This is a genomic window from Paenibacillus sp. JT31N7 (genome assembly GCF_059692095.1).
The window spans coordinates 56220-81015 of sequence record NZ_JCAUAT010000002.1 but is presented as its reverse complement, the minus strand read 5'-3'; the positions used below and the strand labels follow the sequence as shown (position 1 = coordinate 81015).

25 protein-coding genes and 1 other RNA gene are annotated in these 24796 nt (G+C 53.7%); 16 read left to right on the top strand and 10 right to left on the bottom strand.

The window, feature by feature from the left end:
• Positions 1-105: 105 nt before the first annotated feature.
• The 3 genes from AC58P5_RS10575 to AC58P5_RS10565 form a co-directional block, all read right to left on the bottom strand.
• On the bottom strand, positions 106-522 hold the full coding sequence (locus AC58P5_RS10575) for a DUF2188 domain-containing protein (RefSeq protein ID WP_497386169.1): 417 nt from the start codon (positions 520-522) through the stop codon (positions 106-108).
• A gap of 199 nt (positions 523-721) precedes the next feature.
• A complete protein-coding gene (locus AC58P5_RS10570) occupies positions 722-1429 on the bottom strand; it encodes a DUF4247 domain-containing protein (protein ID WP_497386167.1) in 708 nt (235 codons plus the stop codon).
• A gap of 153 nt (positions 1430-1582) precedes the next feature.
• Positions 1583-2116, bottom strand: a complete 534-nt coding sequence (locus AC58P5_RS10565; RefSeq protein ID WP_103997615.1) for a DUF4178 domain-containing protein — start codon at positions 2114-2116, stop codon at positions 1583-1585.
• A 301-nt stretch (positions 2117-2417) separates the two neighbouring features.
• On the opposite strand from AC58P5_RS10565, the gene cshA reads away from it, so the two are divergent.
• The gene (cshA, locus tag AC58P5_RS10560; RefSeq protein ID WP_497386165.1) at positions 2418-4037 is read left to right on the top strand and encodes a degradosome RNA helicase CshA; all 1620 of its coding nucleotides are present in this window, start codon (positions 2418-2420) and stop codon (positions 4035-4037) included.
• 92 nt (positions 4038-4129) lie between these two features.
• Here the strand turns inward: cshA and AC58P5_RS10555 are convergent, their stop codons facing one another.
• Positions 4130-4222: a sporulation protein YjcZ gene (locus AC58P5_RS10555; RefSeq protein ID WP_103997617.1), complete on the bottom strand. Its 93-nt coding sequence runs from the start codon at positions 4220-4222 to the stop codon at positions 4130-4132.
• Positions 4223-4361: 139 nt separating this feature from the next.
• Between AC58P5_RS10555 and AC58P5_RS10550 the strand changes: the two genes are divergently transcribed.
• The 4 genes from AC58P5_RS10550 to AC58P5_RS10535 all read left to right on the top strand — a co-directional run bounded on the left by AC58P5_RS10550 (position 4362) and on the right by AC58P5_RS10535 (position 6968).
• Entirely contained in the window at positions 4362-5168 is an 807-nt protein-coding gene (locus AC58P5_RS10550) for a YesL family protein (RefSeq protein WP_497386163.1), read from the top strand.
• A gap of 109 nt (positions 5169-5277) precedes the next feature.
• Positions 5278-5458, top strand: a non-coding RNA gene (gene ssrS, locus AC58P5_RS10545) — 6S RNA.
• Between the two features lie 207 nt (positions 5459-5665).
• The gene (fsa, locus tag AC58P5_RS10540; RefSeq protein WP_009674996.1) at positions 5666-6322 is read left to right on the top strand and encodes a fructose-6-phosphate aldolase; all 657 of its coding nucleotides are present in this window, start codon (positions 5666-5668) and stop codon (positions 6320-6322) included.
• A gap of 235 nt (positions 6323-6557) precedes the next feature.
• Entirely contained in the window at positions 6558-6968 is a 411-nt protein-coding gene (locus AC58P5_RS10535) for a DUF1499 domain-containing protein (RefSeq protein ID WP_497386161.1), read from the top strand.
• A gap of 100 nt (positions 6969-7068) precedes the next feature.
• On the opposite strand, the gene tpx is transcribed toward AC58P5_RS10535, so the two are convergent.
• Positions 7069-7587 (bottom strand): thiol peroxidase, encoded by a 519-nt coding sequence (gene tpx, locus AC58P5_RS10530; protein WP_103997621.1) that lies wholly within the window; start codon positions 7585-7587, stop codon positions 7069-7071.
• A gap of 183 nt (positions 7588-7770) precedes the next feature.
• On the opposite strand from tpx, the gene gltC reads away from it, so the two are divergent.
• Positions 7771-8694, top strand: coding sequence for a glutamate biosynthesis transcriptional regulator GltC (gltC, locus tag AC58P5_RS10525; RefSeq protein WP_497386159.1), 924 nt, complete (start codon positions 7771-7773; stop codon positions 8692-8694).
• Between the two features lie 126 nt (positions 8695-8820).
• On the opposite strand, the gene AC58P5_RS10520 is transcribed toward gltC, so the two are convergent.
• Both AC58P5_RS10520 and AC58P5_RS10515 read right to left on the bottom strand, forming a co-directional pair.
• Complete coding sequence (locus tag AC58P5_RS10520) at positions 8821-9507, bottom strand: zinc metallopeptidase (protein WP_497386157.1); 687 nt, start codon at positions 9505-9507, stop codon at positions 8821-8823.
• Between the two features lie 40 nt (positions 9508-9547).
• The gene (locus AC58P5_RS10515; protein WP_009674805.1) at positions 9548-9979 is read right to left on the bottom strand and encodes a helix-turn-helix domain-containing protein; all 432 of its coding nucleotides are present in this window, start codon (positions 9977-9979) and stop codon (positions 9548-9550) included.
• Between the two features lie 306 nt (positions 9980-10285).
• On the opposite strand from AC58P5_RS10515, the gene AC58P5_RS10510 reads away from it, so the two are divergent.
• Genes AC58P5_RS10510 through AC58P5_RS10500 form a run of 3 tightly spaced genes read left to right on the top strand, consistent with a single transcriptional unit; the run spans position 10286 to position 13626 of the window.
• The gene (locus AC58P5_RS10510) at positions 10286-11713 is read left to right on the top strand and encodes an ammonium transporter (protein ID WP_497386155.1); all 1428 of its coding nucleotides are present in this window, start codon (positions 10286-10288) and stop codon (positions 11711-11713) included.
• A 37-nt stretch (positions 11714-11750) separates the two neighbouring features.
• On the top strand, positions 11751-12878 hold the full coding sequence (locus AC58P5_RS10505; RefSeq protein WP_497386153.1) for a DUF294 nucleotidyltransferase-like domain-containing protein: 1128 nt from the start codon (positions 11751-11753) through the stop codon (positions 12876-12878).
• Positions 12879-12897: 19 nt separating this feature from the next.
• The gene (locus AC58P5_RS10500; protein WP_497386151.1) at positions 12898-13626 is read left to right on the top strand and encodes an exonuclease domain-containing protein; all 729 of its coding nucleotides are present in this window, start codon (positions 12898-12900) and stop codon (positions 13624-13626) included.
• 250 nt (positions 13627-13876) lie between these two features.
• On the opposite strand, the gene AC58P5_RS10495 is transcribed toward AC58P5_RS10500, so the two are convergent.
• A complete protein-coding gene (locus AC58P5_RS10495) occupies positions 13877-14482 on the bottom strand; it encodes a Mov34/MPN/PAD-1 family protein (protein WP_497386149.1) in 606 nt (201 codons plus the stop codon).
• A 39-nt stretch (positions 14483-14521) separates the two neighbouring features.
• Entirely contained in the window at positions 14522-15826 is a 1305-nt protein-coding gene (locus AC58P5_RS10490; RefSeq protein WP_497386147.1) for an MFS transporter, read from the bottom strand.
• 177 nt (positions 15827-16003) lie between these two features.
• On the opposite strand from AC58P5_RS10490, the gene AC58P5_RS10485 reads away from it, so the two are divergent.
• Positions 16004-16540, top strand: coding sequence for a TlpA family protein disulfide reductase (locus AC58P5_RS10485; RefSeq protein ID WP_497386145.1), 537 nt, complete (start codon positions 16004-16006; stop codon positions 16538-16540).
• 136 nt (positions 16541-16676) lie between these two features.
• Here the strand turns inward: AC58P5_RS10485 and cimA are convergent, their stop codons facing one another.
• On the bottom strand, positions 16677-18293 hold the full coding sequence (gene cimA / locus AC58P5_RS10480; RefSeq protein ID WP_497386143.1) for a citramalate synthase: 1617 nt from the start codon (positions 18291-18293) through the stop codon (positions 16677-16679).
• 252 nt (positions 18294-18545) lie between these two features.
• Here cimA and AC58P5_RS10475 point away from each other — a divergent pair, with 252 nt between their 5' ends.
• The 6 genes from AC58P5_RS10475 to AC58P5_RS10450 all read left to right on the top strand — a co-directional run bounded on the left by AC58P5_RS10475 (position 18546) and on the right by AC58P5_RS10450 (position 24684).
• Positions 18546-19829, top strand: coding sequence for a DNA polymerase IV (locus tag AC58P5_RS10475; protein ID WP_497386141.1), 1284 nt, complete (start codon positions 18546-18548; stop codon positions 19827-19829).
• Between the two features lie 160 nt (positions 19830-19989).
• Positions 19990-20226 (top strand): ferredoxin, encoded by a 237-nt coding sequence (locus AC58P5_RS10470; protein WP_497386139.1) that lies wholly within the window; start codon positions 19990-19992, stop codon positions 20224-20226.
• Positions 20227-20416: 190 nt separating this feature from the next.
• The gene (locus AC58P5_RS10465; protein WP_497386137.1) at positions 20417-21940 is read left to right on the top strand and encodes a L,D-transpeptidase; all 1524 of its coding nucleotides are present in this window, start codon (positions 20417-20419) and stop codon (positions 21938-21940) included.
• Between the two features lie 394 nt (positions 21941-22334).
• A complete protein-coding gene (locus AC58P5_RS10460; protein WP_497386135.1) occupies positions 22335-23438 on the top strand; it encodes a quinone-dependent dihydroorotate dehydrogenase in 1104 nt (367 codons plus the stop codon).
• A 21-nt stretch (positions 23439-23459) separates the two neighbouring features.
• A complete protein-coding gene (gene yjbM, locus AC58P5_RS10455) occupies positions 23460-24263 on the top strand; it encodes a GTP diphosphokinase (protein ID WP_497386133.1) in 804 nt (267 codons plus the stop codon).
• A gap of 1 nt (position 24264) precedes the next feature.
• On the top strand, positions 24265-24684 hold the full coding sequence (locus AC58P5_RS10450; protein ID WP_497386131.1) for a DUF309 domain-containing protein: 420 nt from the start codon (positions 24265-24267) through the stop codon (positions 24682-24684).
• Positions 24685-24796 lie beyond the last annotated feature (112 nt).

Below are 24796 nucleotides of genomic sequence, written 5' to 3'. Positions count from 1 at the left end.
AACATCAAGAGGAATTGACCGAAGGATAATAAAAAAACGGACCTTTTTGAAAATAAACCTGTCATTCTGCCGCTCAGGTTACTTTCAGCCGGTCCGTTTGTGGGGTTAAGAGTAGTTGTGTGAGTTCTGAACGGTGCCGTCCTTCCGGTGGATAACGGCTCTCGTGTTGGTATCGGAAGCAAGCTCGTCGGCTTTTTTGACCGCATCGCTTTTCGTGTCCGCTTCATAACGGGGGTTGTCTTCTCCCTCGGCTTTAACGGCCCAGCCGTCGCCGTCGGGTACGACATGGAGCGGTGAGGAGTGAGAGGAAGAAGCCCGGCGTTCCGTACCGCTTTTGGCGCCGCTCCGGTGATCGGGATGATTTTCTTCCCATTCCTCCGCTTTCGCGGTAGCGATCGCGATTGCGCGGCCTTCCTCGTATCCGTCGTCCAGCAGTGCGTTGGCGATTTCAACGGCTTTCTTGCGAACCCGCTCAGACAAATTTTTCATTGAGGGCGGATAGTCGTTCTTGGTCCAAGGCATGGTCGTTCCTCCTTCCTGGTTACGGTTCTATTGCTCGCTCGTTGTTCTTTACCCGAAGCGCGGAAAAATTAAGCAGGAGTGACCTATGTAAAAAGCCAAGCGGCTGCTTAACGGACAGCCGCTTGGCTCGTCAGTTCCCGGCATAGCGCAGGAACTGGCTCGTACTGCAAGGAAAGGGGGCCGGCGCCCGCGGCCGGGCTTACCGCCGCCTTTTGAATGACCCGGAACGGCCGCTTGTTCCGGGTCTTGTCCCGATCCCGCGCTTTGTGCGCCCGGGATTCGTGATCTCGCTGCGGCGGTCACCGGCTCCCGTGCCGGCTCCGATCCCGCCGGTAGTGCCGGACGGACTGCGGGGAGTCCGGAACGACCCTTCGCGGTCCGAGGTTACGGGCGGCTTGGTCGTGCCCGCATCCGTACCGGGCGTATACCCGCCGGGCGTCCCCCGATAGGTCGGAGTAGAGCGGTAGCCGCGGTAATCGCTGATCCCGCGGTTGCTGAAAAAACCGCCGCCGAGAACGGACTGGAGCATCGCGACGGTCAGGAAGGTCTGCAGGAAAGAGGGGGAATAATGCTCCCTCGCGTATTGGATCGAATCCACCTGGACCAGGGTATTCGCCGGATTTTGCTCGTCCCGCTGCAGGTTGATGACCTTGTCGGGATAGAGCAAAAACATCTGATCCTGCGATTCCTTGCTGATCTCTCGCGGCTTCTCCCGGCCGGCGAGTTCCTTGGCCACAGCCGGGACGTCCTTATTTTCGGCGGTGTATACCTTCGATAAATTGCTGCCTGATCCGTCGGCGCTGGTCAGACTATACTCCTGCCGGACGAAATCGCCGGCGTTGGGGGCGCAGCCCGCGAGCAGAACAAATACTAGCAGGCAGGAAATCCATGATGTCCATCTGTTCAAGCGGAAGGCACCTCCTGAAGGCTGAAGGGGGGATCAAAAAACAGAAGCCTCCGTTTTAACTGGAGAAGCCGCACAGACAGTCTGTGCGGCCGTCTGCAGCATCAGCGCCGTTTGCCGCCGGAATGAACGAACCGGTTATCCGCCCGCCGGACGTTAAAGCGTCGCCCGCATAAATTTGACCTGCGAGGCCGGCGTGCGTTCGCCCTGCATGGCGACGAATTTGCCGTCCTGCCACTGCAGGAAGAAATAGCGGTCGTCGGGTCCGAAGTATCTCCAGATCATGACTTCGTCGCCGCTGCGGAAATCGGTGTTGCCTTCCGAACGGGTCACATCGCTGCGGTGATGCTCCAGTTCAAACGTGTCCTCGCCGTCAAGCTCGAGCCGGGAAGGCACATCGTTCGGATCGTCGAGCGCCCCCTCCATGAAATCGCAGAGGAAGCACTCGTAGGAACGGCCTTTCTCGATCAGCAGGCAGCGGACATCTTTACCGCTTTGAAGATAGTACGCATACCGGTGAGGCTCGAAACCGCGGTCGAAATAAATCACTTTCCCGGAAACGACGTACTCCTCGAGATCGACGTTGACAATATCGCCGACGCGAGATTCCTCGAAGGGATTCGCCTGTCTGACCGGTTCCTGCTGTTTGTTGCTGCGGATGATGTTGCCTACGCGTTTGAATATAGACATAAAGGGACGCTCCTTACGTTTAATCTGGTGTTCTTCTGTCCATTATATACGATGAACAGCGAATAAGGTTTCGATGACAGACCCTCTTCCTCCCTGCACATGGGCAAATAGTCACTGGAAAAGCTTGAGTGTAATATGTTATACTAGTTGAGATATTCTTAAGGGCGGCTCTACGAATTAGGATAAGGGCAATTCGGGATAGGGTTTCCGCACGGATGAACGTATATTAAGGAAGAAAAGTCGTGCTTAAGGGTATATAAAAGAAGAGTGATCTTCATCGGATAAAAGGAGAATGAACGGATTGAAAAATTTTTCAGAATTTGATTTAGATGCAAAAGTAATCAAAGCAATTACAGAGATGGGTTTCGAAGAGTCGACCCCCATTCAGGAGAAAACGATTCCGCTTGCGATTGCAGGAAACGATCTGATCGGCCAGGCGCAGACCGGTACGGGTAAAACAGCCGCTTTCGGTATTCCTCTCGTAAGCAAAATCGAGCCAAGCGAAGACAAGATCGTTGCACTCATCATGTGCCCGACCCGCGAACTTGCCATCCAGGTTGCGGAAGAAGTAAGCAAACTCGGACGCTTCAAAGGCATCCGCTCCCTGCCGATCTACGGCGGACAAGATATCGGCAAGCAAATCCGCGCACTGAAGAAAAGACCTCAAATCATCATCGGTACGCCCGGACGTCTGCTTGACCATATCAACCGTAAAACGATCAAGCTCGAAGACGTTAAAACAGTCGTTCTCGACGAAGCGGATGAAATGCTCGACATGGGCTTCATGGATGACATCCAGTCCATCCTGAGCCTTGTACCGGCAGAGCGCCACACGATGCTCTTCTCGGCAACCATGCCTCCTAACATTCAGAAGCTGGCTCAACAGTTCCTGACCAATCCTCAGCATGTATCGGTTATTCCTAAGCACGTAAGCGCTCCGCTTATCGATCAGGCTTACATCGAAGTGCATGAGAAGCAGAAATTCGAAGCGCTTAGCCGTCTCATCGACATGGAATCTCCTGAACTGGCGATCGTGTTCGGACGTACGAAGCGCCGTGTAGACGAGCTGGCAGAAGCCCTGCAGAAGCGCGGTTATGCCGCTGAAGGCCTGCACGGTGACTTGTCCCAGAACCAGCGTGACAACGTGATGCGCAAATTCCGTGACGGCAGCATCGAAGTGCTTGTCGCTACGGACGTGGCGGCGCGCGGTCTCGACGTTTCCGGCGTAACGCACGTCATCAACTTCGACCTTCCGCAGGATCCGGAAAGCTACGTTCACCGGATCGGCCGTACGGGCCGCGCAGGCAAAGAAGGAACGGCTTGGACGTTCGTAACGCCGCGTGAGATCGATCACCTGCACTTCATTGAGAAGGTAACCCGTCACCGCATTCCTAAGAAGCCTATGCCGAGCCCGGCTGAAGCTATGGAAGGCAAGCAGAAGGTAACGGCTGAACGCATCATCAACCTGCTTCAAGAAGAAAAGCACAGCGAATTCAAAGGCGTGGCTATCCAGCTCCTTGAGGAATATGATTCCGTCAACCTGCTGTCAGCGGCTCTTCAGCTTCTTACCGGCGGTGAGAAGAAAGAAGTATCCGTTGAGCTGACTCCGGAAGATCCGATCCGCGCTAAGAAGCGCCGCGTCGATGTGCGCAGCTCCGGACGCAAGTTCAACTACGGCAGCGACCGCAGAGGCGACGGCCGTTCCGGCGGAGGCTACGGCTCCCGCTCCGGCTCCGGCCAAGGTGGATCACGCTACGGTTCTTCATCTTCTTCCTCCCGCGGAAGAGACGGCGGACGCGATTACCGCGACCGTGACCGTGACAGTCGTTCCGGTGGCGGCTACGGCTCCCGCAGCGGCGGTTCCGATTACAATCGTGACCGTTCCAGCAGCACCCGTCGCAGTGAAGATTCCAACGCTTAATTGATTCGAACATCAAAATGACGACCCCTAGGGTCGTCATTTTTTTTGGAGATTCGTGTTAAATTAGTTCCTGCGGATCTGTTAAGAAATGATTAGTAGAGGAAAGAACGAGTGATGATAACCAGCAGAATGAAAAGCACCAGGATAGCACCAGTGGAAGTAAAAGCACCGCCAACACCAGACATGTAATCTCCTCCTCGTGAATAATTTGAAGCCGTATTACCTTAACAGAATATGCCCGCAGGGAAGAAAAGAAAGGGCGGCTACCTATGCTCTACAAAATAGGCTATAATAAGAATAACATCAACAGAGGGGGACAAGGGTTTGGAATTTAGAGGACTAATGGGCGGCTTTTACCGGATTTCCGAATGGATCATGAGGCTGTCCGCCATAAATTTGCTGTGGATCCTTTGCAGCATTCCGTTTTTCTTTTTTGCATTAGCCGGGCTTACTTCGGGCCAAGCGGATATTATGATGCAATCGCTCGTTTTAATGGGAATATTGGCACCGTTTACACTGTTTCCTTCTACGGCTGCGATGTTCACGGTAGCCCGAAAGTGGGTGACCGGGGATGAGGATGTGCCCCTGTTCAAGACCTTCTTCCGCGGCTACAAAGAAAACTTTTTGCAGAGCATGATCGGAGGCATCGCCTTCGTCTTATTTGCCCTGATTCTGTTCGTGAGCTACCGTTTTTACGCGGGTCTCGACAGCGCGCTTTCCCTTCTTTCGTATATGTTTCTGGCCATGGGAATCCTGCTGATCGGCGCTTTTTTCAATTTTTTCTGTATCATGTCCCATCTTCATATGAAGGTTTTTCAAATTATCAAAAACGCCATTCTGCTGACAATCGGCAACCCCGTGATAAGCGTGATGACGATTATCGGGAACGTGGCGATCGTGATGATCAGTTTCCGTTTCAGTTTCCTGCTCGTATTCTTCGCGGGCAGCGTCAGCGCGACCTTTACGTTCTGGCAGTTCAACCGGAGCTTCGAGAAAATCAAACGCAAGCAGGAGGCTCTGGAAGAGGCTCAGCGCGAGCAGGAGCAGGAAGAGAGCCTGCAGGCGGTTGAGCTGGACTCGGCGGACGTACGGGATGACATTTCGACAAAGAAAGAGTCTGACAAGCTGTAGCCCTGGTCCCTTTTTCCGCGGCCTTCTGAAGCGATAGACCTATTCTTACAAAAGACAGTCGATTCCAGTTGAATCCGGTTCGCGATTGTCTTATAATAGGGATACAAACAAAATCCTGCGATGTACGTTTCGGTTTCTTTTGTTTTAAACCAATGATTGTTTCTCGGGAGATCCATATTGAAGCGCGGCTGACATGCCCCCGAAAAGGGACTTCAAAAACGTTTCTGCGATCACCCACCTGCTAAAGCAGGTTTGAAACTATTAAACCGGACGGCATTTGCGGGTTTTTCTTATGTACTCATGAATCTTCACCCATATAAAAAAACACACAGCTCCGTAAACGGGGCTGTTTTTATTTTGTCCGAAAGAGGGTAATTTAAAGAGAAGCTACAGGAACGGACCATTTTTGTATTAGAACCCATTGTATGCTATGGTAAAAAAGTGGAATGTGAATGTACATAGAGATCAAAAATTTTGCCGAAAGTGGTGGATCGTGTATGAAGCTGTTTCTTGATACGGCCAATGTAAACGAGATTAAAGAAGCGCATGAGCTGGGGGTTATTTCCGGGATTACGACGAATCCGTCTCTAATTGCCAAAGAGGGACGCGATTTCTTTGAGACCCTCAAGGAAATTGTAGGCATCGTAGGGGATCTGCCGATCAGTGCCGAAGTAGTCGCCACGGATGTGGAAGGAATGGTCCAGCAGGGCGAGAAACTTGCTAAAATCGGCAGCGGGATCGTGATTAAGGTGCCGATGACTGCGGACGGTCTTAAGGCAACGAAGCGTTTCAGCGACCAAGGCATTAAAACAAACGTGACCCTTGTTTTCAGTTCCACACAAGCGCTTCTGGCGGCACGCGCAGGAGCTACCTATGTATCTCCGTTCATCGGACGGCTCGACGATATTAACCAGGTGGGTATGCATCTGATTGAAGAAGTGAGCCAGATTATTTCGGTGCACGAGCTGCCGACACAAATCATCGCAGCCAGTGTGCGTCATTCTACGCACGTGATTGAGGCCGCTCTTCTAGGTTCCCATATCGCTACTGTGCCGTTCAAAGTGATTGAAGCCATGATGAAGCATCCGCTGACGGATGCCGGTGTGGAACGGTTTATGAAAGACTGGGAAAGCGCCAACCAGAAAACGTTCTAAAGATAACCCGGGGTCTACCTATGGTTTGTACGGAACCCCATCGAATTAGAAGAGCCTCTCTGCGGAGAGGCTTTTTATTCATATAAATGCGGTAAGGATGGATGAAATTGGTTATTTAGCCGCTGTTCATTAAAATGACCTGGGATTTATGCCCGGTTTTTGGCGTTCTCCTCTTTTGCTTCCCTGCAAAGAATGGTAAGATTGTTTTTAGTGTGGTTTGGCAAGCAGTCTGGATATGCTTCATGAAGGGGGAACGACTTTGAAACGAACGTTAGTCGGTTTGCTTCGCAGTTTCGAGACAACCGGTGAGAAAGCCAAAGATCCGGAATTAAAAACCCGTTACTACAAATTATCCAAAGACCAGGTGTGGGAAGAAACCGTCGGGATGATCAAAAAGACACCCGGCTACAAACTCCTCCACGAAGTGAAAAATGTCGGAGAGATTGTGGTGGAAAAACGTACGGCTCTCGGACGTACTCAGGATATTACGATTACTTTGTTTGCGGTTAATCCGACGACAACGGCTATTGATATTTATTCGGCTTCCCGCGGAAACATGGGGGATCTCGGTTCCAATTACCGGACCATTCTGGACATTTACAAGCAGCTGGACAAAAAGCTGGCGGCTCACAAAATCAGCCGCTAACGCTTGGACAGCTTGCGGGCAGCTTCTAAGGCATAAAAAAACAGCAGAGGATTCGATGAGCGCATCGATTCCTGTGCTGTTTTCTTTTTATACCGGGTTTTTATACCAGCTTCTTAACCGCTTCGATCGCGGCCTCGTAGTTCGGATGCTCCGTCATTTCACCGAGATACTCCACGTATTGGATCTTGTCATTGGCATCAATGACGAAGATGGAACGCATGTCGAGCTGGAGTTCTTGAATAAGAACGCCGTAAGCTTGCCCGAAGGACTTCGCTTTGTAATCGGACAGCAGGACGACTTGATCGATGCCTGCCGCACCGCACCAGCGGGCTTGCGCGAACGGAAGATCTACGCTGACAGTCAGAACGGCAACGTTATCGCCGAGCTTGGCGGCTTCTTCGTTAAAACGGCGGGTTTGAGCGTCGCATACGCCCGTATCGATGGAAGGTACCACGCTGATCAGCTTCACCTTGCCGGCATAATCCGAAAGGGAAACTTCGTTCAGGAGGTCTTTGTTCAATTTGAAATCAGGTGCTGCATCGCCGGCTTTCAGCTCGGGACCGACGAGTGTGATCGGGTTGCCCTTAAAAGTGGCCGCACCCTTGCGTTCTTGTGTCATATGTATTCCTCCTTATCTATTATCCTAATGAAACTGGAAATTCCAGCCTTCACTATTATACCCTCGCGTTAACGGGGTTGTCCAATACACACTTTAAACGAAAGGCAGCCGGAAGCGGTTCTCCGGAGTACCTAAATCGGCTATAATAGGTAGAAATAGCAGTACTTACTAATGGAGGAACCTGTGGAGTTACGACAACTGCAGTATTTCGTGAAAGTGGCCAAAAAACAGCATATGACACAGGCAGCCGAAGAGCTTCGCGTGGCCCAGTCTGCCGTAAGCAGGCAAATTCGCCATTTGGAGGAGGAGCTCGGTGTCCGATTGTTTGTCCAGAAAGGCCGCAATTTGCAGCTCACTCCGGCCGGGAGGCTGTTTCTGAGCCGTGCGGAAAATATTTTGACCGACTTGGAACGCGCAGTGGGCGAAGTCCGGGAATTCCTGGACCCCGAAGGCGGGGAGATCCGGTTCGGTTTTCCCCATAGTGTATCCGTTTCCATTCTTCCCGCCTTTATATCCCGCTTCAAGAAAGAGCATCCCAGCGTTAAATTCCGGTTAAAGCAAGGAACTTATACCAGTCTCATCCGTGACGTTACGGAAGGCGAAATCGATTTGGCGATCATATCACCGTGTCCGGAGACGCACGAGCTCGTCAAGGGAGAAGTGATGCTTACGGAGGAGCTGTTGGCGGTGCTTCCGCCTAACCATGCCCTGGCCGACTGCAAAAGCATCCGACTGGAGCAGCTTAAGGAGGAGCCGTTTGTCATGTTCGGCGAACAGTATTCGCTTCGTCCGATCGTCATGAACGCCTGTCTGAAGGCGGGTTTTGTGCCGAAGATCGAATTCGAAGGTGAGGAAACGGATACGATTCGCGGGCTTGTTGCTGCCGGTATGGGCGTCAGCCTTCTTCCCGAGCTGGCGCTGCGCTATACTACGCATATCGAGCCGTGTGTAGTGAAGGTCGATCCGAAAGTGACGCGTACCGTAGGAGTCATCCGCCGGAGGGACGAGAAGCTTCCGCTCGTGACGGAGCTTTTTAGCCGGTTTCTGATGGATTTTCAGCCCTCTGCGGACCCTGGCCGGACCACGGACGGATTAAATGGGCCTTAGCCGGATAACGCTGTCCGATATAGAAGCGGTCGTTTCCGAACATAAACAGAAAAAAGCTTTCGTCTATTGGAGACGAAAGCTTTTTGAGGTTGCAGCATCAACTGTATCGGAGCGAATACGGCCGCTTTAATCGTTCGAACGGCTGTTAAAAATCATCACGTACTTAACGAGTTCAAGCAGCGAGATAAGGGCAGCAGCCACATAAGTCAAGGCAGCCGCATTAAGCACTTTCGCTACGCCTTGCTCTTCTTCGTTGGTGATAAAACCGCCTGCAATCATAAGTTCACGGGCCCGGTTGCTGGCATTAAATTCGACCGGCAAAGTCACGAGCTGGAAAAGTACGGCGGCGGAGAAGAAGACGATACCCAGAAGAAGCAGAATATCAAACTGCTGGAAAATAAGGCCTGCGATTAGTAGAAGCGGAGCCACGCCCGAAGCGAAGTTTACGACCGGGAACATCTTGTGGCGCGTAACCAGCATCGGATAATGAATTTGGTGCTGAATCGCGTGTCCTACTTCGTGACAAGCGACCGAAACGGCCGAGATGGTGCTTTCGTAGTAGACAGGTTCGGAAAGACGTACCGTTCTGGAGATCGGATCGTAATGATCCGAAAGAGCTCCGGGAACCGGCTCGATCGGAACATCGTACAGCCCTTCCGCGTCGAGCATGCGGCGGGCCGCTTCGTATCCGGTCATCCCGGATTGAACGGGTACCTGAGACCAGCGGTTGAACGTACCGCGGACCCGGAACGAAGCCCACATGGATAAGCCGAATGCAATGAGGATGAGAAAATCCATAGGATGAAAAAACATAGCTGCAGACCTCCAAAGTCAAGATAGTCGTGGGGATCCGTTACGTAAAGGGACCTTTGCCGAGCAAATAGAGCAGTGCTTCGACGCATGCGGCGGTAGGCTGAGTGATCAGATTATAAATCTTTTTGAGCTGATTCGGTTTAAGCTGCTGAATCATAGGATCGAGTTCCTTGATTTCTTTCTGCAGTTGGCCGAGCAGCACCTGATAGGATGTCAACTTGTCGGTCACATGTTCGTCGTGGGCCGCTTTATCCAGCTTCAGCATCGTTGTACGGATTTCTTCCAACGTATATTTCTCTTTTTTCATCTCTTCAATACGTTTGAGCCGCAGCAAGGTTTCATCCGAATACAGCCGGTAATTGGTGTCCGATCTTTTCTCGGGATGAATCAGGCCCAGTTTGGTGTAATAATCGATCGTCCTGGGGCTGACTCCGGCCAACCGGGACAACTCTCCGATTCTATGAAGCTTCATATCCCCATGATTTTGTCCCTCCTTTAAAGTTGTTGTTCGCACATGTTTACCTCAGCCTAATGATACCCGATCCTAAACCGTACAGTCAAACGTAATGCTTTTGACATTTTGATGAACGCACATATAACTTACATATAGATAACATAATATGATAATTATTCTATGAAAAATAGAAAAAAATTGATTTTTCATTTGAAAAACATCCGAAAAGTGAACGAAACCTATTGTCTTTATGAAAAACGTTCGCGTATAATGACAATAATCGATTTTCTTGTAAAGAAACATAACATGAAGGAGCTGGTATCCATGATTAAAAAGACACTGATCGGGTTGGCGCTGCTCAGCATGGTTTTCCCGACTTTGGCGTTTGCGGAAGCGCCGACACCGGAACAACTGCAAGCCGCGATCAATTCGGTATGGGTGCTGGTCGCCGCTATGCTGGTCGTCTTTATGCAGGCCGGTTTCGCTTTACTGGAAGCAGGCTCGACCCGGATGAAAAATGCGGGCCACGTGGCGGGTAAAACCATTCTGACTTTCGGGATTTGCGCCATCGCATTCTGGGCGTTCGGTTTCGGGCTTGCTTTCGGAGACGGGGCCGGATTGTTCAACAACAATCTGTTCGGCCTGTCCGGCTTCTTCATGGACGGAGTCAACGCCGACGCCTTCGTTTCCTTGAGCGCTTCGGATGTCCCGATCACGATTAAGTTTTTGTTCCAACTGGCGTTTGCTGGCGTTTCGCTGGCCATCGCGTGGGGAGGCTTCGCCGAACGCGCCAAGCTCCCGGTTTACTTTATTTTCGGACTGCTTTTCACCGTAGTGATTTATCCGATCGTGGCTCACTGGGTATGGGGCGGCGGTTGGTTGTCCAAAATCGGCATGCAGGACTTTGCGGGTTCCACGGTTGTGCATCTGCAGGGAGCTACAGCGGCACTGGTGGCAACCATCCTCCTGAAGCCGCGTATCGGCAAATTCAATAAAGACGGCTCGCCGAATAAAATTCCGGGCCACAATCAAGTGCTTTCCGTGCTCGGCGTCATCATTATCTGGATCGGATGGTTCGGTTTTAATCCGGGCAGCACGCTGAGCGCGATGGGAGACGGGTTCTTCGGCTACATCGCCTTGACTACAAACCTGGCCGCGGCGGCAGGCGGCGTGGCCGCTATGGTGGTTTCCTGGATTTACTTCGGCAAATCCGATATTCCAAGCATGCTTAACGGCGTACTTGCCGCGCTCGTCGCGATCACGGCTTCCTGCGCCTTCGTTACGCCTCTGGCGTCGATCGCCATCGGGGCCATCGCTGGAGGGGTCACTTTCTTCACGACGATCTGGTTTGAAAAGAAAGGCATCGACGATCCGGTCTATGCATTCTCCGTGCACGGTATCGCCGGGATTTGGGGCACGTTGTCCACGGGTTTCTTCGCGACGCCGGAACTGGCCAAAACGGTCCATGTAGGCGGAGCGGGCTTGTTCTACGGCGGCGGTTTCCACCAGCTGTGGGTGCAGTTTATCGGAGTAGCGGGCGCACTTGTCTTCGTCCTTGTCATTTCCTTCATCGTCCTCGGACTCATTAAAGTTACGATGGGGTTGCGCGTTACGGAAGAAGAAGAAATCATGGGGCTGGATCTGGCGGAGCACGGCACTTACGGGTATCCGGAGCAGATGAATCACGCTATCGATGCGCACACTTCGGCTAAACCGTCCAATGAAGACGGTCGCTCGGTGCCGGTTTCGTGACCGCCCCCGGACCGACCTCATCTAAGGAGATGCCGTCATGGAACCGACATTAGGCTCGGCTTGGCAGATGCTTCGCGCACGGATTAACCGCGCCGCCGGATCGGATGAATTGGCTTTGATCCGCACCGATATGCAGGATTTGTTCCGGAAGGAACTCGGCGAGGAAACGGCGGCCTTCCTATACGAAGAGCTGAATTTTACACACGATACCATGATCCGGAAAATGATTTCCTTAGCGGAAAAGCGCCTGGCAGCGGAAGGAGCGGGGGAGCCCCCGCTCCCTTACGCATTCCTGCTTATGGGAAGCGGCGGCAGGGAGGAACAGACGCCGTGGAGCGACCAGGACAACGGACTGGTTTACGAAAATCCACCGGAAGGCATGGAAGCGGCGGCGGACGGATATTTCAGCAAGCTGGCCCGGCGAATTCGCCACGGTCTTGAGCTGGCAGGTTACCCTCCGTGCACGGGGAGGGTGCTGGCCGAGAACCGGATGTGGAGAAGAAGCGAAGCGGGCTGGAAAGATCAGATTAACGGCTGGTTTGCGGAGCCCGTCTGGGAGAATGCGCGCTATTTGCTTATCGCGGCCGATTTGAGGTGTATATACGGCAGTGAAGCTCTGGCAGACCGCCTCAAGCAGGCCTTCCATGAGAGCATTGCCCGCAACCGGGGGCTGCTTCTGCCGCTTCTGGCCAATACTCTGCACCATAAAGTGCCTCTGGGACTGCTGGGGCGTCTGGTGACGGAACGGTACGGACCTTATGCGGGCGGTGTGGATATCAAGTACGGACTGTATATCCCGCTCGTTAATGCGGTCCGTCTTCTGGCCCTGGAGAACGGCATTTCCGATTCCTCCACTCTTAATAGAATCAAGGCGCTTACCGACCGGGGAGCTGTTACGGACGAGTTTGGCAAAGCTTGCCGCGAAGTTTTTCTGAGTTCATTGAAGATGAGGCTGAGAACGCCTTTTTACAGGGAAAACGGACATTTCGCGACTGCGGGTATATTGCCCGCCGAGAAGCTGACCCGCGAGTGCCGGGCGGAACTGAAAAACGGCCTCAAATTCGGAAGACGGCTTCAACAGAAAGTCGTCCGGCAGGTGCGGGATTCCGTCAAGAAAGGCCGGGACGCTTCCGGAGCCAAACTGCGCGAGCATACCGGACAATAGACCGGAAAGGAGTAAAACGATGAAAGAGAGCGGCCCCGGCGGCGGTATGTGGCGGCTTTACAAGATGGGCGGCTTGACCCCGGCGATTACATCCATGTTTAACCCGCGCAATGCCCAGCAGATGGCGTTCATCCGCCAGCTTCTGAAGGATCAGCGCAGACATTCGCTGCTGGACACTCAACTGCACAATCTCAAAGTGGTTGTTTTTGATCTGGAAACAACGGGCTTCTCATCGTCGGCGGACGAGATTATTTCGATCGGCGCCGTGTCGATGGCCGGGGATCAGCTCGAAGACAAAACGTTTTACACCCTTGTGAATCCTAACCGGACGATTCCCCGCCATATCGAGGAGCTGACCGGGATCCGGACGGAAGAGGCGGCCGAAGCGCCGGATTTGATTACGGCCCTCCGTGAATTTTTCGAGTTTGTGGGGGCAAGGGTTTTGCTGGCGCACGGCTCGGCCCATGACAAAGCGTTCTTGAATGCGGCGCTTTGGAAAACTTCCAAAGTCAGCCTCTCCCACCGGGTGATGGATTCGATGATGGTAGCCAAATGGCTGATGCCCCGGCGCAAAGACTATACCCTCGATTCTCTGCTTGAGATGTACGAGATCCCTGTGCTGAGAAGACACCACGCACTGGACGATTCTCTGATGACCGCCGGGTTGTGGAAGAAGCTGCTGGAAGAAATCGGAGAAATGGGTGTGGATACGCTTGGAGATCTCTATGCGCTTCTCAGTAAAGCTTAGATCCCGTATAAAGCAAGCGCAAAGGAAAGCTCAAAAATGAAAAAGCAAGCAGGAATGCGGAAAGCCGCGAATCTGCTTGCTTTTTTAGTGTGCGGGCGAGACGGCTGCGGCCAATCCGAAGTCCGAAAGCACATAACAGCCTTGAGTGCGGCCCATGCCATTATCGGTGAATACAGAAAATAGATCGTCATAAAGAAGAAGCGTAAGCTCAGTTTTATCGGATTAGGCAAAGTTCATCCTTCCGCCGGCTTCATCGCGCTTCTATATAAAGCGGGATTTTGCGGAGCACCGGAAGATTTTTCGCCTCACCGGGCCGGTCCAACCGAGGGAACACTTCAATCTGTTTCCTACGATCGGTTCGTGCAACCTTTACGGAGGGAACAGCCGATTCGGACCGTTCGAACGCAGCGAAGCACTTCCGGTCGCCTTCCCAGGTGTAGACGGCGGTTTCGGGAACGGAACGCTTCAGGGAGACGATCCAGAAGGAGGGGAGCTCCGGCCACAACCGCAAGGCCGACATGTCATCGCAAGACGGCAAAGCAGGCGTATGCGGGTGGGAGTGGAACAGTCCCAGCAGCACGGGAAGTTCTAAAGACCCTGCCGGCCGTTGGCTTACGGCTTTTCCACCGCCTAAGTGACGCATAATATCGGAGGGAGACATACGGAAAGACCGAGAGGGGGAAGCCGAAACATTCGCGACCCATACGAACGAGGAGACATATGCGGTCTCCTTCCGAATCTTTCCGTAAACGAACCCGCACGCTTCTTCGTCAGGAAAGCCGCTGAACCCTTCCAGCCATTCCGTGTACAAGGATAGGCTCACGTTGATTTCAGTTAACCGTTTCGCGTTTATCATGCGCTAAGTATAGCGGAATCCCATACCCGACTCAACGGATCAACTGATTTTTCCCTGCGGTTTAACAAGAAAAAACACAAGAACGAGCGTCAAACCCGCTAAAGAGGATACGGTTATAAAAATGAGCCGGTCGGATTTATCCATCAGCCAGCCGAAGATGGGCGGACCGAAGGCCACGCCGATGAACCGGAGGCTGTTATAGATGGACGTGATCATACCGCGTTCGCTTTTTTCCACGGAGCCGGTGATCATCGTGTTAAGACAAGGGAGAAGCAGCCCGGTGCCGATAGCGCTTAAGGTAAGCAGCCCGATAAACAAATACAGGTTCTGTAAAGCGAAAATCGTGGATGCCAGGGAAAGCGTCATGATGAACAGGCCGATGTTGATCAGCCAGCGCATCAGGGTGCCGTTTTTCTTGATCAGGGCTCCGGTTGTGTAGGAGGTAATGACCATGCCCAGAAGCGGGATTGCCAGGACTAGGCCTTTCTTGACACCGTCTATATGGTATGGAGCTTCCTCCAGTGTATTGGAAAGATAAAACAGGACGCCGAACAGGATAAAAAGCGCAAGAGAACCCGCAAAAAAGGAAGTGATCAGCCAGCGTCCCTTGTCTTTCAGAATGGTCCCGATTTTGTGAAGGTAAGGCTTCAGTTCCAGCGGTTCCTTCTTGGTTTTGGGTTCGTGAATAAGAAACATCATGGCAAGCAGAGCCAGAAGGCAAAAGATCGGAAAGGCGAAAAAAGGCATATACCAGACGATAAGGGCGAGCAGGGAACCGATGATGGGACTGAGCACCTTGCCGAACCCGTTGGATGCTTCCGTCAGGCCCAGGGCCTTGCTCTCCGTGCCCCCTTTATACAAATCCCCGACGAGCGCCATCGCGATAGGGGCCGTGCCGGCTGCGCCAATACCCTGAATGGCTCTGGCTATAATAAGGATTGTATACGATTTCCAGATCGCTCCGAACGCCGCCAGAACCCCGGCCGCCCCGTATATAATGAGAGACGGAATGATCACTGATTTCCTCGTAAACCGGTCGGATAAGTATCCGGAGATTGGGATGATCAGTCCTGCGGTTATCGAAAACAGAGTGATGACCAGACTGCTCTGGAACTGGGTGATGCCCAGCTCGGTCTCCAGTTGGGGGAGAATAGGGACCAGCATCGAGTTGCCGAGTACAAGCACAAGCGGTACTGTCGCAATGGCCATAAATTCAAGAAGCCGGCCTTTGCCGCCGCCGCCTTTTTTACCGCCTTCAGCCGTCTGTTCGGCGGTAAACCGGTAGTCGTCGTTCTGATCACTCTCGAAAATGATGTCAAGCCCTCGGGATTTCGATTTTTCCATGTGGTTGACCTCTCTTCTGACTTGGTACGGATAGGGTTTCCCCGGGTCGGGAGATCATACTTTTTAAGCCGTTCATAATGTTGGAATCGGATAAAGATGGGGATACTGAGGGTGATGTACCTGATGAACCTCCCATGTGATAGAATAAAGCGAATGACGTAGAAAAGAGGGCTGAAATTGAAACGGAATGCAGCGATTCTGGCCATCGTGCTTCTTCTGGCCGCGGCAATATTTGTCCAAATCGGCAAAAAAGACGAAAAAGAAACGGCAGCCCCTACTCAAACGGGACCCCGGCCGGGGATGTTTGTGCCTTCTTTCAGCCTGCCGGACTTGAACGGTAAGCCCTACCAGGTCGGAGGCGCGCGCGATAAGCCGCTTATTTTGAATTTCTGGGCGTCCTGGTGCGGTCCGTGCAAGATGGAAGTGCCGGATTTGATTGATCTTCAGACCAAATACGGGGACAAAGTGGACCTGGTGGCGATAAATGTAACGAGTCAGGATGACGAGGAAAAGGCGAGGGGCTTCGCCAAGGAGTATGGCATCAATTTTCCGGTGCTGCTGGATGAACCCGGTAAAGTTTCGGAATCGTTCAAGTTTCTGGCGATCCCGACGAGCTTCCTTGTGGATAAGAACGGAGTCGTTCAGGAAGTGGTAAACCTTCTTCCCAAGGCGGAATGGGAAAAGAAAATCAAGGCTTTGATCAAAGGCCGCTAGACAGTCTGCGTCTTTCCTATCTGACGATTGTTCCGAAGGTATGAAAAAAGCCCCGTTTCGGGTCCGTGTGTAAAGCTTAGGCAGCCCACACGGCAGAAACGGGGCTTATCTTTTTGTAAGGGAGGGTGAGAATCCTTTAATGGTTCACAAGACCGACCGGTCTCGGATCAAGCGATTCTCTCTCGATGCAGGGTTTGCCGATTAGGGCATACCGGAAGCTGTCGACGAGCGCGTGCCAGCTGGCTTCGATAATATTGGGGGAAACGCCGACGGTATTCCATTCGTTCTCGAAGTTGCGGGATTCGATCAGAACCCGGACTTTGGAAGCGGTCGCTCCTTTGTCGTCAAGCACGCGTACCTTATAGTCGGACAGGTGCATTTTATGAATGTCCGGGTAGAAAGGCAGCAGGGCTTTACGCAGCGCGTTATCGAGCGCGTTGACAGGTCCGTCGCCTTCCGCTGCGGTATACATGGATTCGCCGTGCACGTTCACTTTGACGAACGCTTCGGAGCTGACCGGACGATCCGCCGATTTTTCCACGAAAATTTTGAACGATTCCAGCACGAACGGTTCCTGAAGCTCGCCGGAAGCTTCCCGCATCATCAGTTCAAGCGAAGCATCCGCACCTTCGAACTGGTATCCTTCGTGTTCGAGGTCTTTGATGCGCGAAATGATTTCTTTCGCTTTGCCGTCCTGCTGCTCCAGGTTGAGGCCGAGCTCGGCCGCCTTCGAAACGAGGTTGCTCTGTCCAGCCAGCTCCGAAACGAGCACGCGCTGTTTGTTGCCGACCTTCTCGGGAACGATATGCTCGTACGTACTCGCGTGCTTGAGGATAGCGGACACGTGGATTCCGCCTTTGTGGGCGAAAGCCGCGCTGCCGACATACGGCTGATTCATCGGCATGTGCATGTTAGCGATCTCGCTGACGTAACGGGCGACGGGCCCAAGCGATTCCAGCTGCTCATCCGAGATGCAGGCGAAGCCCAGCTTCAGCTGCAGATTCGGAATGACGGAGCACAGATTCGCGTTGCCGCAGCGCTCGCCGTATCCGTTCATCGTGCCCTGGACCTGGCGGGCACCGGCCCTTACGGCTGCCAGGGAGTTGGCGACGCCCAGTTCGCAGTCGTTGTGGGCATGGATGCCCACGGGAGTCGTGATCTGTTTCTTAACCTCCGAAACGATCTCGAAAATTTCTTCCGGCATCGATCCGCCGTTCGTATCGCACAGCACGATCCAGTCGGCACCCGCTTCCTGCGCTTGGCGGATCGTCTGGAGGGCATAGTCGGGATTGTTTTTGTAGCCGTCAAAAAAATGCTCGCCGTCGTAAATGACTTCAAGACCGCAGCTTTTCAGATACCGTACGGAATCGAAAATCATCGCGAGGTTTTCTTCCAGCGTCGTCTGAATGGCGGTGTGAACGTGAAAATCCCACGATTTCCCGAAAATCGTCGCGACTTTGACGCCAGATGCCACCAGCGTCGTCAGATTCGGATCTTCTTCGGCTTTGGTGTTCTTGCGGCGGGTGCTGCCGAATGCCGTTACTTTCGCATGCTTAAGATTCAGTTCCTGAACACGGTTAAAAAATTCAATGTCTTTGCCGTTGCTTCCGGGCCAGCCGCCTTCTATATAATGAACGCCCAGCTCGTCGAGCTTCTGGGCAATTTTCAGTTTGTCCTCCACGGACAGGCTGATTCCTTCGCCCTGGGTTCCGTCACGAAGCGTAGTGTCAAAGATTTTAATTGAATCGGACATTTCGGTGCTCCCCCTCTAAACGTGTGGCTGTTCATTTTTCGAATGTTTTCTCGAATGTATAATGCACGATTATACCATAATTTCAACCATAAAGAATGAATTTTCGCAAATTTTGGACGATAGACGTTCTTGATTCCGCAGGCCGACAGGAATAGACTAAGAATCAGAAGGAATAAAGAGGATAAAGCGCCGCACCGCCGCTTTCGATACGCAATCAGGGACTTCGCGCCCAGTAGGAAGGAGGAAACCGGGATGTTGGCACAGGAAGGGTACCCGAAGAACGGAAGAGTCATTTTACATATTGATATGAACGCGTTTTACTGTTCCGTACACGAAGTTGTGGAGCCCGAGCTGTACCGGGGCAAGCCGATCGCGGTGTCCGGCAGCGTCGAGCAGCGCAAAGGCATCATCGTGACCTCCTCCTATCCCGCCAGGGCTCGCGGAGTCAAAACGGGCATGCTTGTCCGGCAGGCGTTGAGGCTTTGTCCGGAGCTGGTGCTCATCAAGCCGAATTTCGATTTGTATCGGCAGTTTTCCCGCGGCTTCCGCCGTATAGTTTATGATTATTCACCGATGGTCGAGACCATGTCCATTGATGAATGTTTTGTGGACATAACGGGTTCCAAGCAGTTCGGAACCCCGCTTCAGATCGCGGAAGAGATTCAGACCCGAATACACGAGGAGCTCGGTCTGCCCTGTTCGGTCGGCGTGGCGCCGAACAAGCTTCTGGCCAAGATGGCTTCCGACATGAAGAAGCCCAACGGATTGTTCGTGCTTCGTCTGAGGGATGTGCCCAAGGTCCTCTGGGACAGGCCCTGCGGAGAACTGTACGGCATCGGCAGAAAGACGGCCGAGAAGCTGCAGAAGCTGCAGATTCACACGATCGGCCAACTGGCGGCCGCCGACGAAGGGCTTCTCCGCAAATCGTTCGGCATAAGCGGACCCGCTCTCAAGCAGGCCGCCAACGGTATTTCGCGTTCGGAAGTCAACCCGGAGCGCGAGCCGAATAAGTCGGTCGGCCACACGACGACACTTCCTTACAATTATACGGACCGCAAGGAAGTGTTCCGTGTCTTCCTGAATCTGGCCGATCAGGTCGGGCGCCGGCTCAGACATCAAAAGCTGATGGCTTCGACCGTGCAGATCACGATCCGCGACCCCGATATGAAGACGATCACACGCAATGTGACGCTGCCCGTGCCGACCGACCATCACGAAGATCTGTACAAGGCGGCGTGTGAGCTGTTCGACCGGCACTGGGTGCCGGAAAAACCTATCCGCCTCCTCGGCATCACGGGCCAGAATCTGACGCCGAAGGAGGAGGCTGCGATTCAGCTCGATCTGTTCAGTTACGAGCAGCAGCCGAAGAAGGACAAGCTGAGCGAAATTATGGACGCGCTCCGGGATAAATTCGGAGAAGATGCCGTGCTTACCGCGGGGATGATCGGGGACAATCCGTCGGCGCTTATCCGCAACCGCAAGCGGAGGGGAACTTCCCTGCAGAAAGACCCGGATGGAGATTCTTTTCCGTTGTAAAAGAGGGGGAGCCGAATAACATCCGCCCAAGAAAGAAATCTTAAAGGGGAAGAGCCGGACACCGCGCGGCGTCTGGCTTTCCACTTGTACTTTCCGTTGAACTTTCGAATACTTTATATTATAGTGGACAATGGAGGACTATTAGAGGAGGAATTCATATATGGCTAAGTATACATGGGTGGAAAAAGACACCTGCATTGCGTGCGGCGCTTGCGGCGCAACTGCTCCAGATATTTACGACTACGATGACGAGGGTATTGCGGAAGTGATTTACGAAGGCGACGGTAACCACGGCGTGACCGTAATTCCGGAAGATCTTTACGACGATCTGCAGGATGCGCAAGACGGCTGCCCGACCGACTCGATCAAAGTGGCCGATACTCCTTTCAATATGTAAGATCTCTTTCTTTATACAAAAAAAGCCTTGTTTCCCGATAGGAAACAGGGCTTTTTTGTCTGTTATTGTCGGAATTACTCGGATAAAAGAGAAAAAGACATACGCTTTGAAGGAAATTCAAAAGTGAGACTTCTCCTGCCGATAAAAGGAAAAGAAACACCGGTAATCCTTGAAGCAGGCGGTGAAAAAAGTGAGCACAGAAAAACCGGACGAGAAACTGGCCCGATTTTTGCGGCACAATCCCATTGAAGACCGGGTTTACCTGAAAGAATATGTCCGGGATCATCCGGACCAGAGGATGGCGTGGTACTTGCTCGGCAGGGAGTATGCGGCCCGGGGAGACCGGGGGAAAGCCGCTTACTGCTATGCGCAGTCCGGCGAAATCTATGAAGCGTTCGAGAAGCGGAAAATAACCGTCGACTGGTCGGCGCTCGATTCCTCCGTTCCTTGGCCGCAGGAGCTGAAGACGGCGGCCAAGCGGTCCCGCCGCAGAAAAGCCGCGCTTACGGCCGCCCTGCTGGCGCTGATCGCGCTGCTGCCTTCCCCGGCGGGTCCGGACGCGGGAGACGGGCGCCCCGGCGGAAGCGCCGCCGCATCGGCGGACCTCCCGGCAGCGGACGGGGGGCTCCGCGTCTACCTGGCGGCGGACGCTTCCTCCGCCGCGGAGAAGCAGACGTCCGCGAGCGGAGCGCTCGAACGGATGCTGCTGCGCGACAGGCGGGCAGGCGGCGAAGCCGTCCTCCTGTCCGCGCAGGGCGCGGCCGGTCCGGGCGGCGGCTGGATCGCCTGGCACCGGCCGCTGAAGCCGCTCCTGTCGGTACGGAGCGGCGCACCGGGCGAAGCGGCGGCGATCGCCTATTTCGACGCCGCCGCCTGCAACTGCCTCCCGGACGACCCCGGCCGCTTCGCGGAGCCGGCGGGAGCCTGGCGGCAGCGCCAGGAGCAGCTCCTCGTGCTCCGCTCGGCGATGGAGGCTTACCGCGCGGCGAGCGGGAAGCTGCCGGAGCGTCCGGAGGAGCTGCTGCGGCCGTATCCCGACAACGTGATGTCGGGATTGACGCCGTACATGCGGGAAGCGTTCCCGCTTGTACGGGAGGCGGCTGCCGCGGGCGCGGGCGGAGGGGCCGCAGCCGGGGCAGGCAGTACGGAAGAGGCCCCCGGCACGAAGCCGCCCGCCTCTTCCGCCGCCGCGGAGGCGGCGCTCCGCGAGCCGCTGGCCATCCTCGTGGACACGAAGCTGCACCGGCTGGCGCTGGTGAGCGGCCGGACCGTCGTGCGGAGCTACGAGGTCGGTCTCGGGGGCGTGCGGACGCCGCTCGGCGAATTCGCCGTCTCCGAGAAAGTCCGCAATCCCAAGGGGCGGACGAAAGGCGAATTCGGCACGCGGGGGATGACGCTGTCCGATACGGACTATGCGATCCACGGGACCAGACACCCGTCCTCGATCGGCAAGGACGAATCGCTGGGCTGCATCCGGATGAGGCAGGAAGACGTGGAGGAGCTGTTCGATATGGCGCCGAAAGGAACGAAGGTCACCATCGGCAGCGGGCTTCTTCCTGCGGGGCTCGTCGGTGACGGACCTGGCGATGACGGCGCCGGGGCTTCCAAAGGAAGCGGTGCACCCGGGGCCGGATTCGGCCCGAAGGGAGCTTTTAAGCTTCCTTCGGAGGTTCAGGAGACAAATCCCGGTAAAGTATACCGCTGGCTGGATTAAATCCCCGCCCGTTAAGAACGTAATGCGAGAGCGTCTTCCCTGCTAAGTGCGGGGAGGGCGCTTTTTTAATGGCGGTCAGGGACCCGTCCGTCCGACGCGTTACGAGACGGGGGTCTGCCGTTTAAATCCGTTTTTTTAAAACCGATTAAAACGATCCGGTTTATCAAAATAGGTTCTGTCGCAAGAACGTCTCAAAAAAAGCAAACATTTGTACGGAATTCGCCATAAAACGAACGATTTATGTGTTATAATATATTTCGTTCGTGTTTAATGCCGATTAACGGGAGTTATACGTCCCGATAAAGGGACTCTGTACGGGTAAAAATCTTTGCATTCTCGCGCGGAACGCGATAAACTGACAGATGAGAGTACTGAGGAACGGAGTGTCAACTGCATGGTATACAAAAAGATCGCTAAGCCGGTCCTGTTTCGCATGGACGCGGAGAAGGCGCACCATTTGACGATTAACGGACTTAAAACGGCTGCCAAAATCCCGGGAATGTCATCCGTTATCGGAGCTGTCTGGGGATCCGGTCGTGCCCACGAACTGCATAGCACGCTCTGGGGAATCGCGTTTCCGAATCCGGTGGGACTTGCTGCCGGACTGGATAAGAACGCCCAGGCGGTTGAAGGATTCTCCCGGATGGGGTTCGGTTTTATGGAAGTGGGGACCGTTACCCCCAAACCGCAGAGCGGCAACGACAAACCGCGGCTTTTCAGACTTCCGGAGGATGAAGCCCTGATCAACCGGATGGGCTTCAACAATATCGGCGCGGAGGCGATGGCGCAAAATTTAAGCCGCCTCGACAGCCGTCCTATCCCGGTGGCTGTCAACATCGGCAAGAACAAAACGACGCCAAACGAGCAGGCGGAAGAAGATTACCGCTCCTGCATCCGTACCTTGTACGGGCATGGCGACTTTTTCGTGGTCAATATCTCTTCACCGAATACACCCGATCTGCGTAATTTGCAGCATGGCAATGATTTGCAGAGATTGCTTCATGCCGTCGTGGGCGAGATGAAGTTTCAGCACGAGCGGACCGGCGGCGCGGCCAAGCCGGTTCTCGTCAAAATTGCGCCCGACCTGACCGATACCGAGCTGGAAAGTACGATTGCCGTCATCGGCGGAAGCGGGGTTTCCGGGATTATCGTTTCGAATACGACGCTTGGACGCGACGGATTGAGTCATCCCAACCGGGATCAGGCAGGGGGCCTGAGCGGACGTCCGCTGACATCCCGTTCGACCGAGCTTATTTCGCGCGTGTACCGAATGACGGAAGGACGCATCCCGATTATCGGGTCCGGCGGAATTTTCACCGCGCAGGATGCCTATGACAAAATCCGGGCGGGAGCGAGCCTCGTCGAGGTGTATACGGCGCTTATATACGAAGGCCCGGGCCTTTTGAAGAAATTGAATGAAGGTTTGTCGACCCTGCTTAAAAAAGACGGCTATACCCATATTTCCGAGGCGATCGGGGCAGATCAACGTCGACTTTGACCGGAAGTGGAGGCAGTTCTTATGGATGGAAGAGATTGGAAAAAATTTCTGTTTCCTTATGAACAGACCGTAGAGGAACTCAAAATTAAATTCAAAACGCTCCGGGCGGAATTGAAAAACCGCGAGGAATATTCTCCGATCGAATTCGTGACCGGACGTGTCAAAAAAATCTCCAGCATATTGGATAAAGCCAAGAAGTTGAACGTAGCGATGGACGATCTCGAAACCGGCATCGAAGATATTGCGGGCATCCGCATCATGTCCCAGTTCGTTGAAGATATCGAAACCTTGCGCGAGCTGATCCACCAGCGTAAGGATATGAAAGTGCTCTACGAGAAAGATTATATCGCCAACAAGAAGGATAGCGGCTACCGCAGCTTTCATATGATTATCGAATACCCGGTGCAAACATCTCTGGGGATGAAAAAGGTGCTCGGCGAGATTCAGCTGCGTACGCTGGCGATGAATTTCTGGGCGACTATCGAGCATTCCCTGAATTATAAATACAAGGAAAGCATGCTGCCGGAGGAAGTCCGTACGAGACTGAGCCGGGCGGCCGAAGCCGCTTACCTGCTGGATCAGGAAATGTCCAATATCCGCGGGGAAATCGTCGAAGCGCAGAAGCTGTTCGAAGATAATTCGAATCTCGTTACCGTCATTCTGAACTGCATCCAGGTGCTGTACTTCTATCATCGTGTTCGGGAAGCCGTCCAGTTCCAGATGCGCTTCAACGAAATTTTCGAAAAGCAGGATACGCGGGCCATGCGCGAGCTTCAGGAGGAAATCCAGGAAGCCATTAAGCGGGCGAAAAAAGGGGAGCGCTGATTTGCGTCCTTACGATCCTCTATACCTCGCTTTTTTATACGAGTTTAATGTGAACCGGGATTACTACGAATGCCATGAAGTGATGGAGACCCTCTGGCTGGAAGAAGGCCGGAAGCCGTTTTACCAAGGGCTGCTGCAGATCGCCGTCGGGCTGTATCATCATCAGAACGCTAACGTATCGGGAGCCGTTAAATTGATGGAATCGGGGATGGCGAAGCTGCAAGGGTACCCGGACAGGCTGCTCGGAATAGACGTCGCTCTGCTGCTGCGGGATGCGGAGGCCTATCTGATTAAGCTCCGGAATATCCGGGAGAGGCCCTTCGAACCTTATCCGCTGGAGATTTGCATCGTGGATGAAGAGCTGGCGGGACGGGTCCGGGAGCTTCAAAGCGGGCGGGAAATTGACGGGGAGAAATCGTGATGATCACAGGTTTGCAAACCGGATAGAATTTATAAGGCGGACCGAATCCTAAACGGAGCGGCAGGGAAGAACCGGCAGGCATAAGGCCCGGCCGGTTTTTTTGCAAGCAGGG

Coding starts and splice junctions, on each gene's coding strand:
- AC58P5_RS10575 (WP_497386169.1), bottom strand. CDS start 522: ATGCCTTGGACCAAGAACGACTATCCGCCCTCAATGAAAAATTTGTCT.
- AC58P5_RS10565 (WP_103997615.1), bottom strand. CDS start 2,116: ATGTCTATATTCAAACGCGTAGGCAACATCATCCGCAGCAACAAACAG.
- AC58P5_RS10555 (WP_103997617.1), bottom strand. CDS start 4,222: ATGTCTGGTGTTGGCGGTGCTTTTACTTCCACTGGTGCTATCCTGGTG.
- fsa (WP_009674996.1), top strand. CDS start 5,666: ATGAAGCTGTTTCTTGATACGGCCAATGTAAACGAGATTAAAGAAGCG.
- AC58P5_RS10535 (WP_497386161.1), top strand. CDS start 6,558: ATGCTTCATGAAGGGGGAACGACTTTGAAACGAACGTTAGTCGGTTTG.
- tpx (WP_103997621.1), bottom strand. CDS start 7,587: ATGACACAAGAACGCAAGGGTGCGGCCACTTTTAAGGGCAACCCGATC.
- AC58P5_RS10520 (WP_497386157.1), bottom strand. CDS start 9,507: ATGTTTTTTCATCCTATGGATTTTCTCATCCTCATTGCATTCGGCTTA.
- AC58P5_RS10515 (WP_009674805.1), bottom strand. CDS start 9,979: ATGAAGCTTCATAGAATCGGAGAGTTGTCCCGGTTGGCCGGAGTCAGC.
- AC58P5_RS10510 (WP_497386155.1), top strand. CDS start 10,286: ATGATTAAAAAGACACTGATCGGGTTGGCGCTGCTCAGCATGGTTTTC.
- AC58P5_RS10505 (WP_497386153.1), top strand. CDS start 11,751: ATGGAACCGACATTAGGCTCGGCTTGGCAGATGCTTCGCGCACGGATT.
- AC58P5_RS10500 (WP_497386151.1), top strand. CDS start 12,898: ATGAAAGAGAGCGGCCCCGGCGGCGGTATGTGGCGGCTTTACAAGATG.
- AC58P5_RS10495 (WP_497386149.1), bottom strand. CDS start 14,482: ATGATAAACGCGAAACGGTTAACTGAAATCAACGTGAGCCTATCCTTG.
- AC58P5_RS10490 (WP_497386147.1), bottom strand. CDS start 15,826: ATGGAAAAATCGAAATCCCGAGGGCTTGACATCATTTTCGAGAGTGAT.
- cimA (WP_497386143.1), bottom strand. CDS start 18,293: ATGTCCGATTCAATTAAAATCTTTGACACTACGCTTCGTGACGGAACC.
- AC58P5_RS10475 (WP_497386141.1), top strand. CDS start 18,546: ATGTTGGCACAGGAAGGGTACCCGAAGAACGGAAGAGTCATTTTACAT.
- AC58P5_RS10470 (WP_497386139.1), top strand. CDS start 19,990: ATGGCTAAGTATACATGGGTGGAAAAAGACACCTGCATTGCGTGCGGC.
- AC58P5_RS10460 (WP_497386135.1), top strand. CDS start 22,335: ATGGTATACAAAAAGATCGCTAAGCCGGTCCTGTTTCGCATGGACGCG.
- yjbM (WP_497386133.1), top strand. CDS start 23,460: ATGGATGGAAGAGATTGGAAAAAATTTCTGTTTCCTTATGAACAGACC.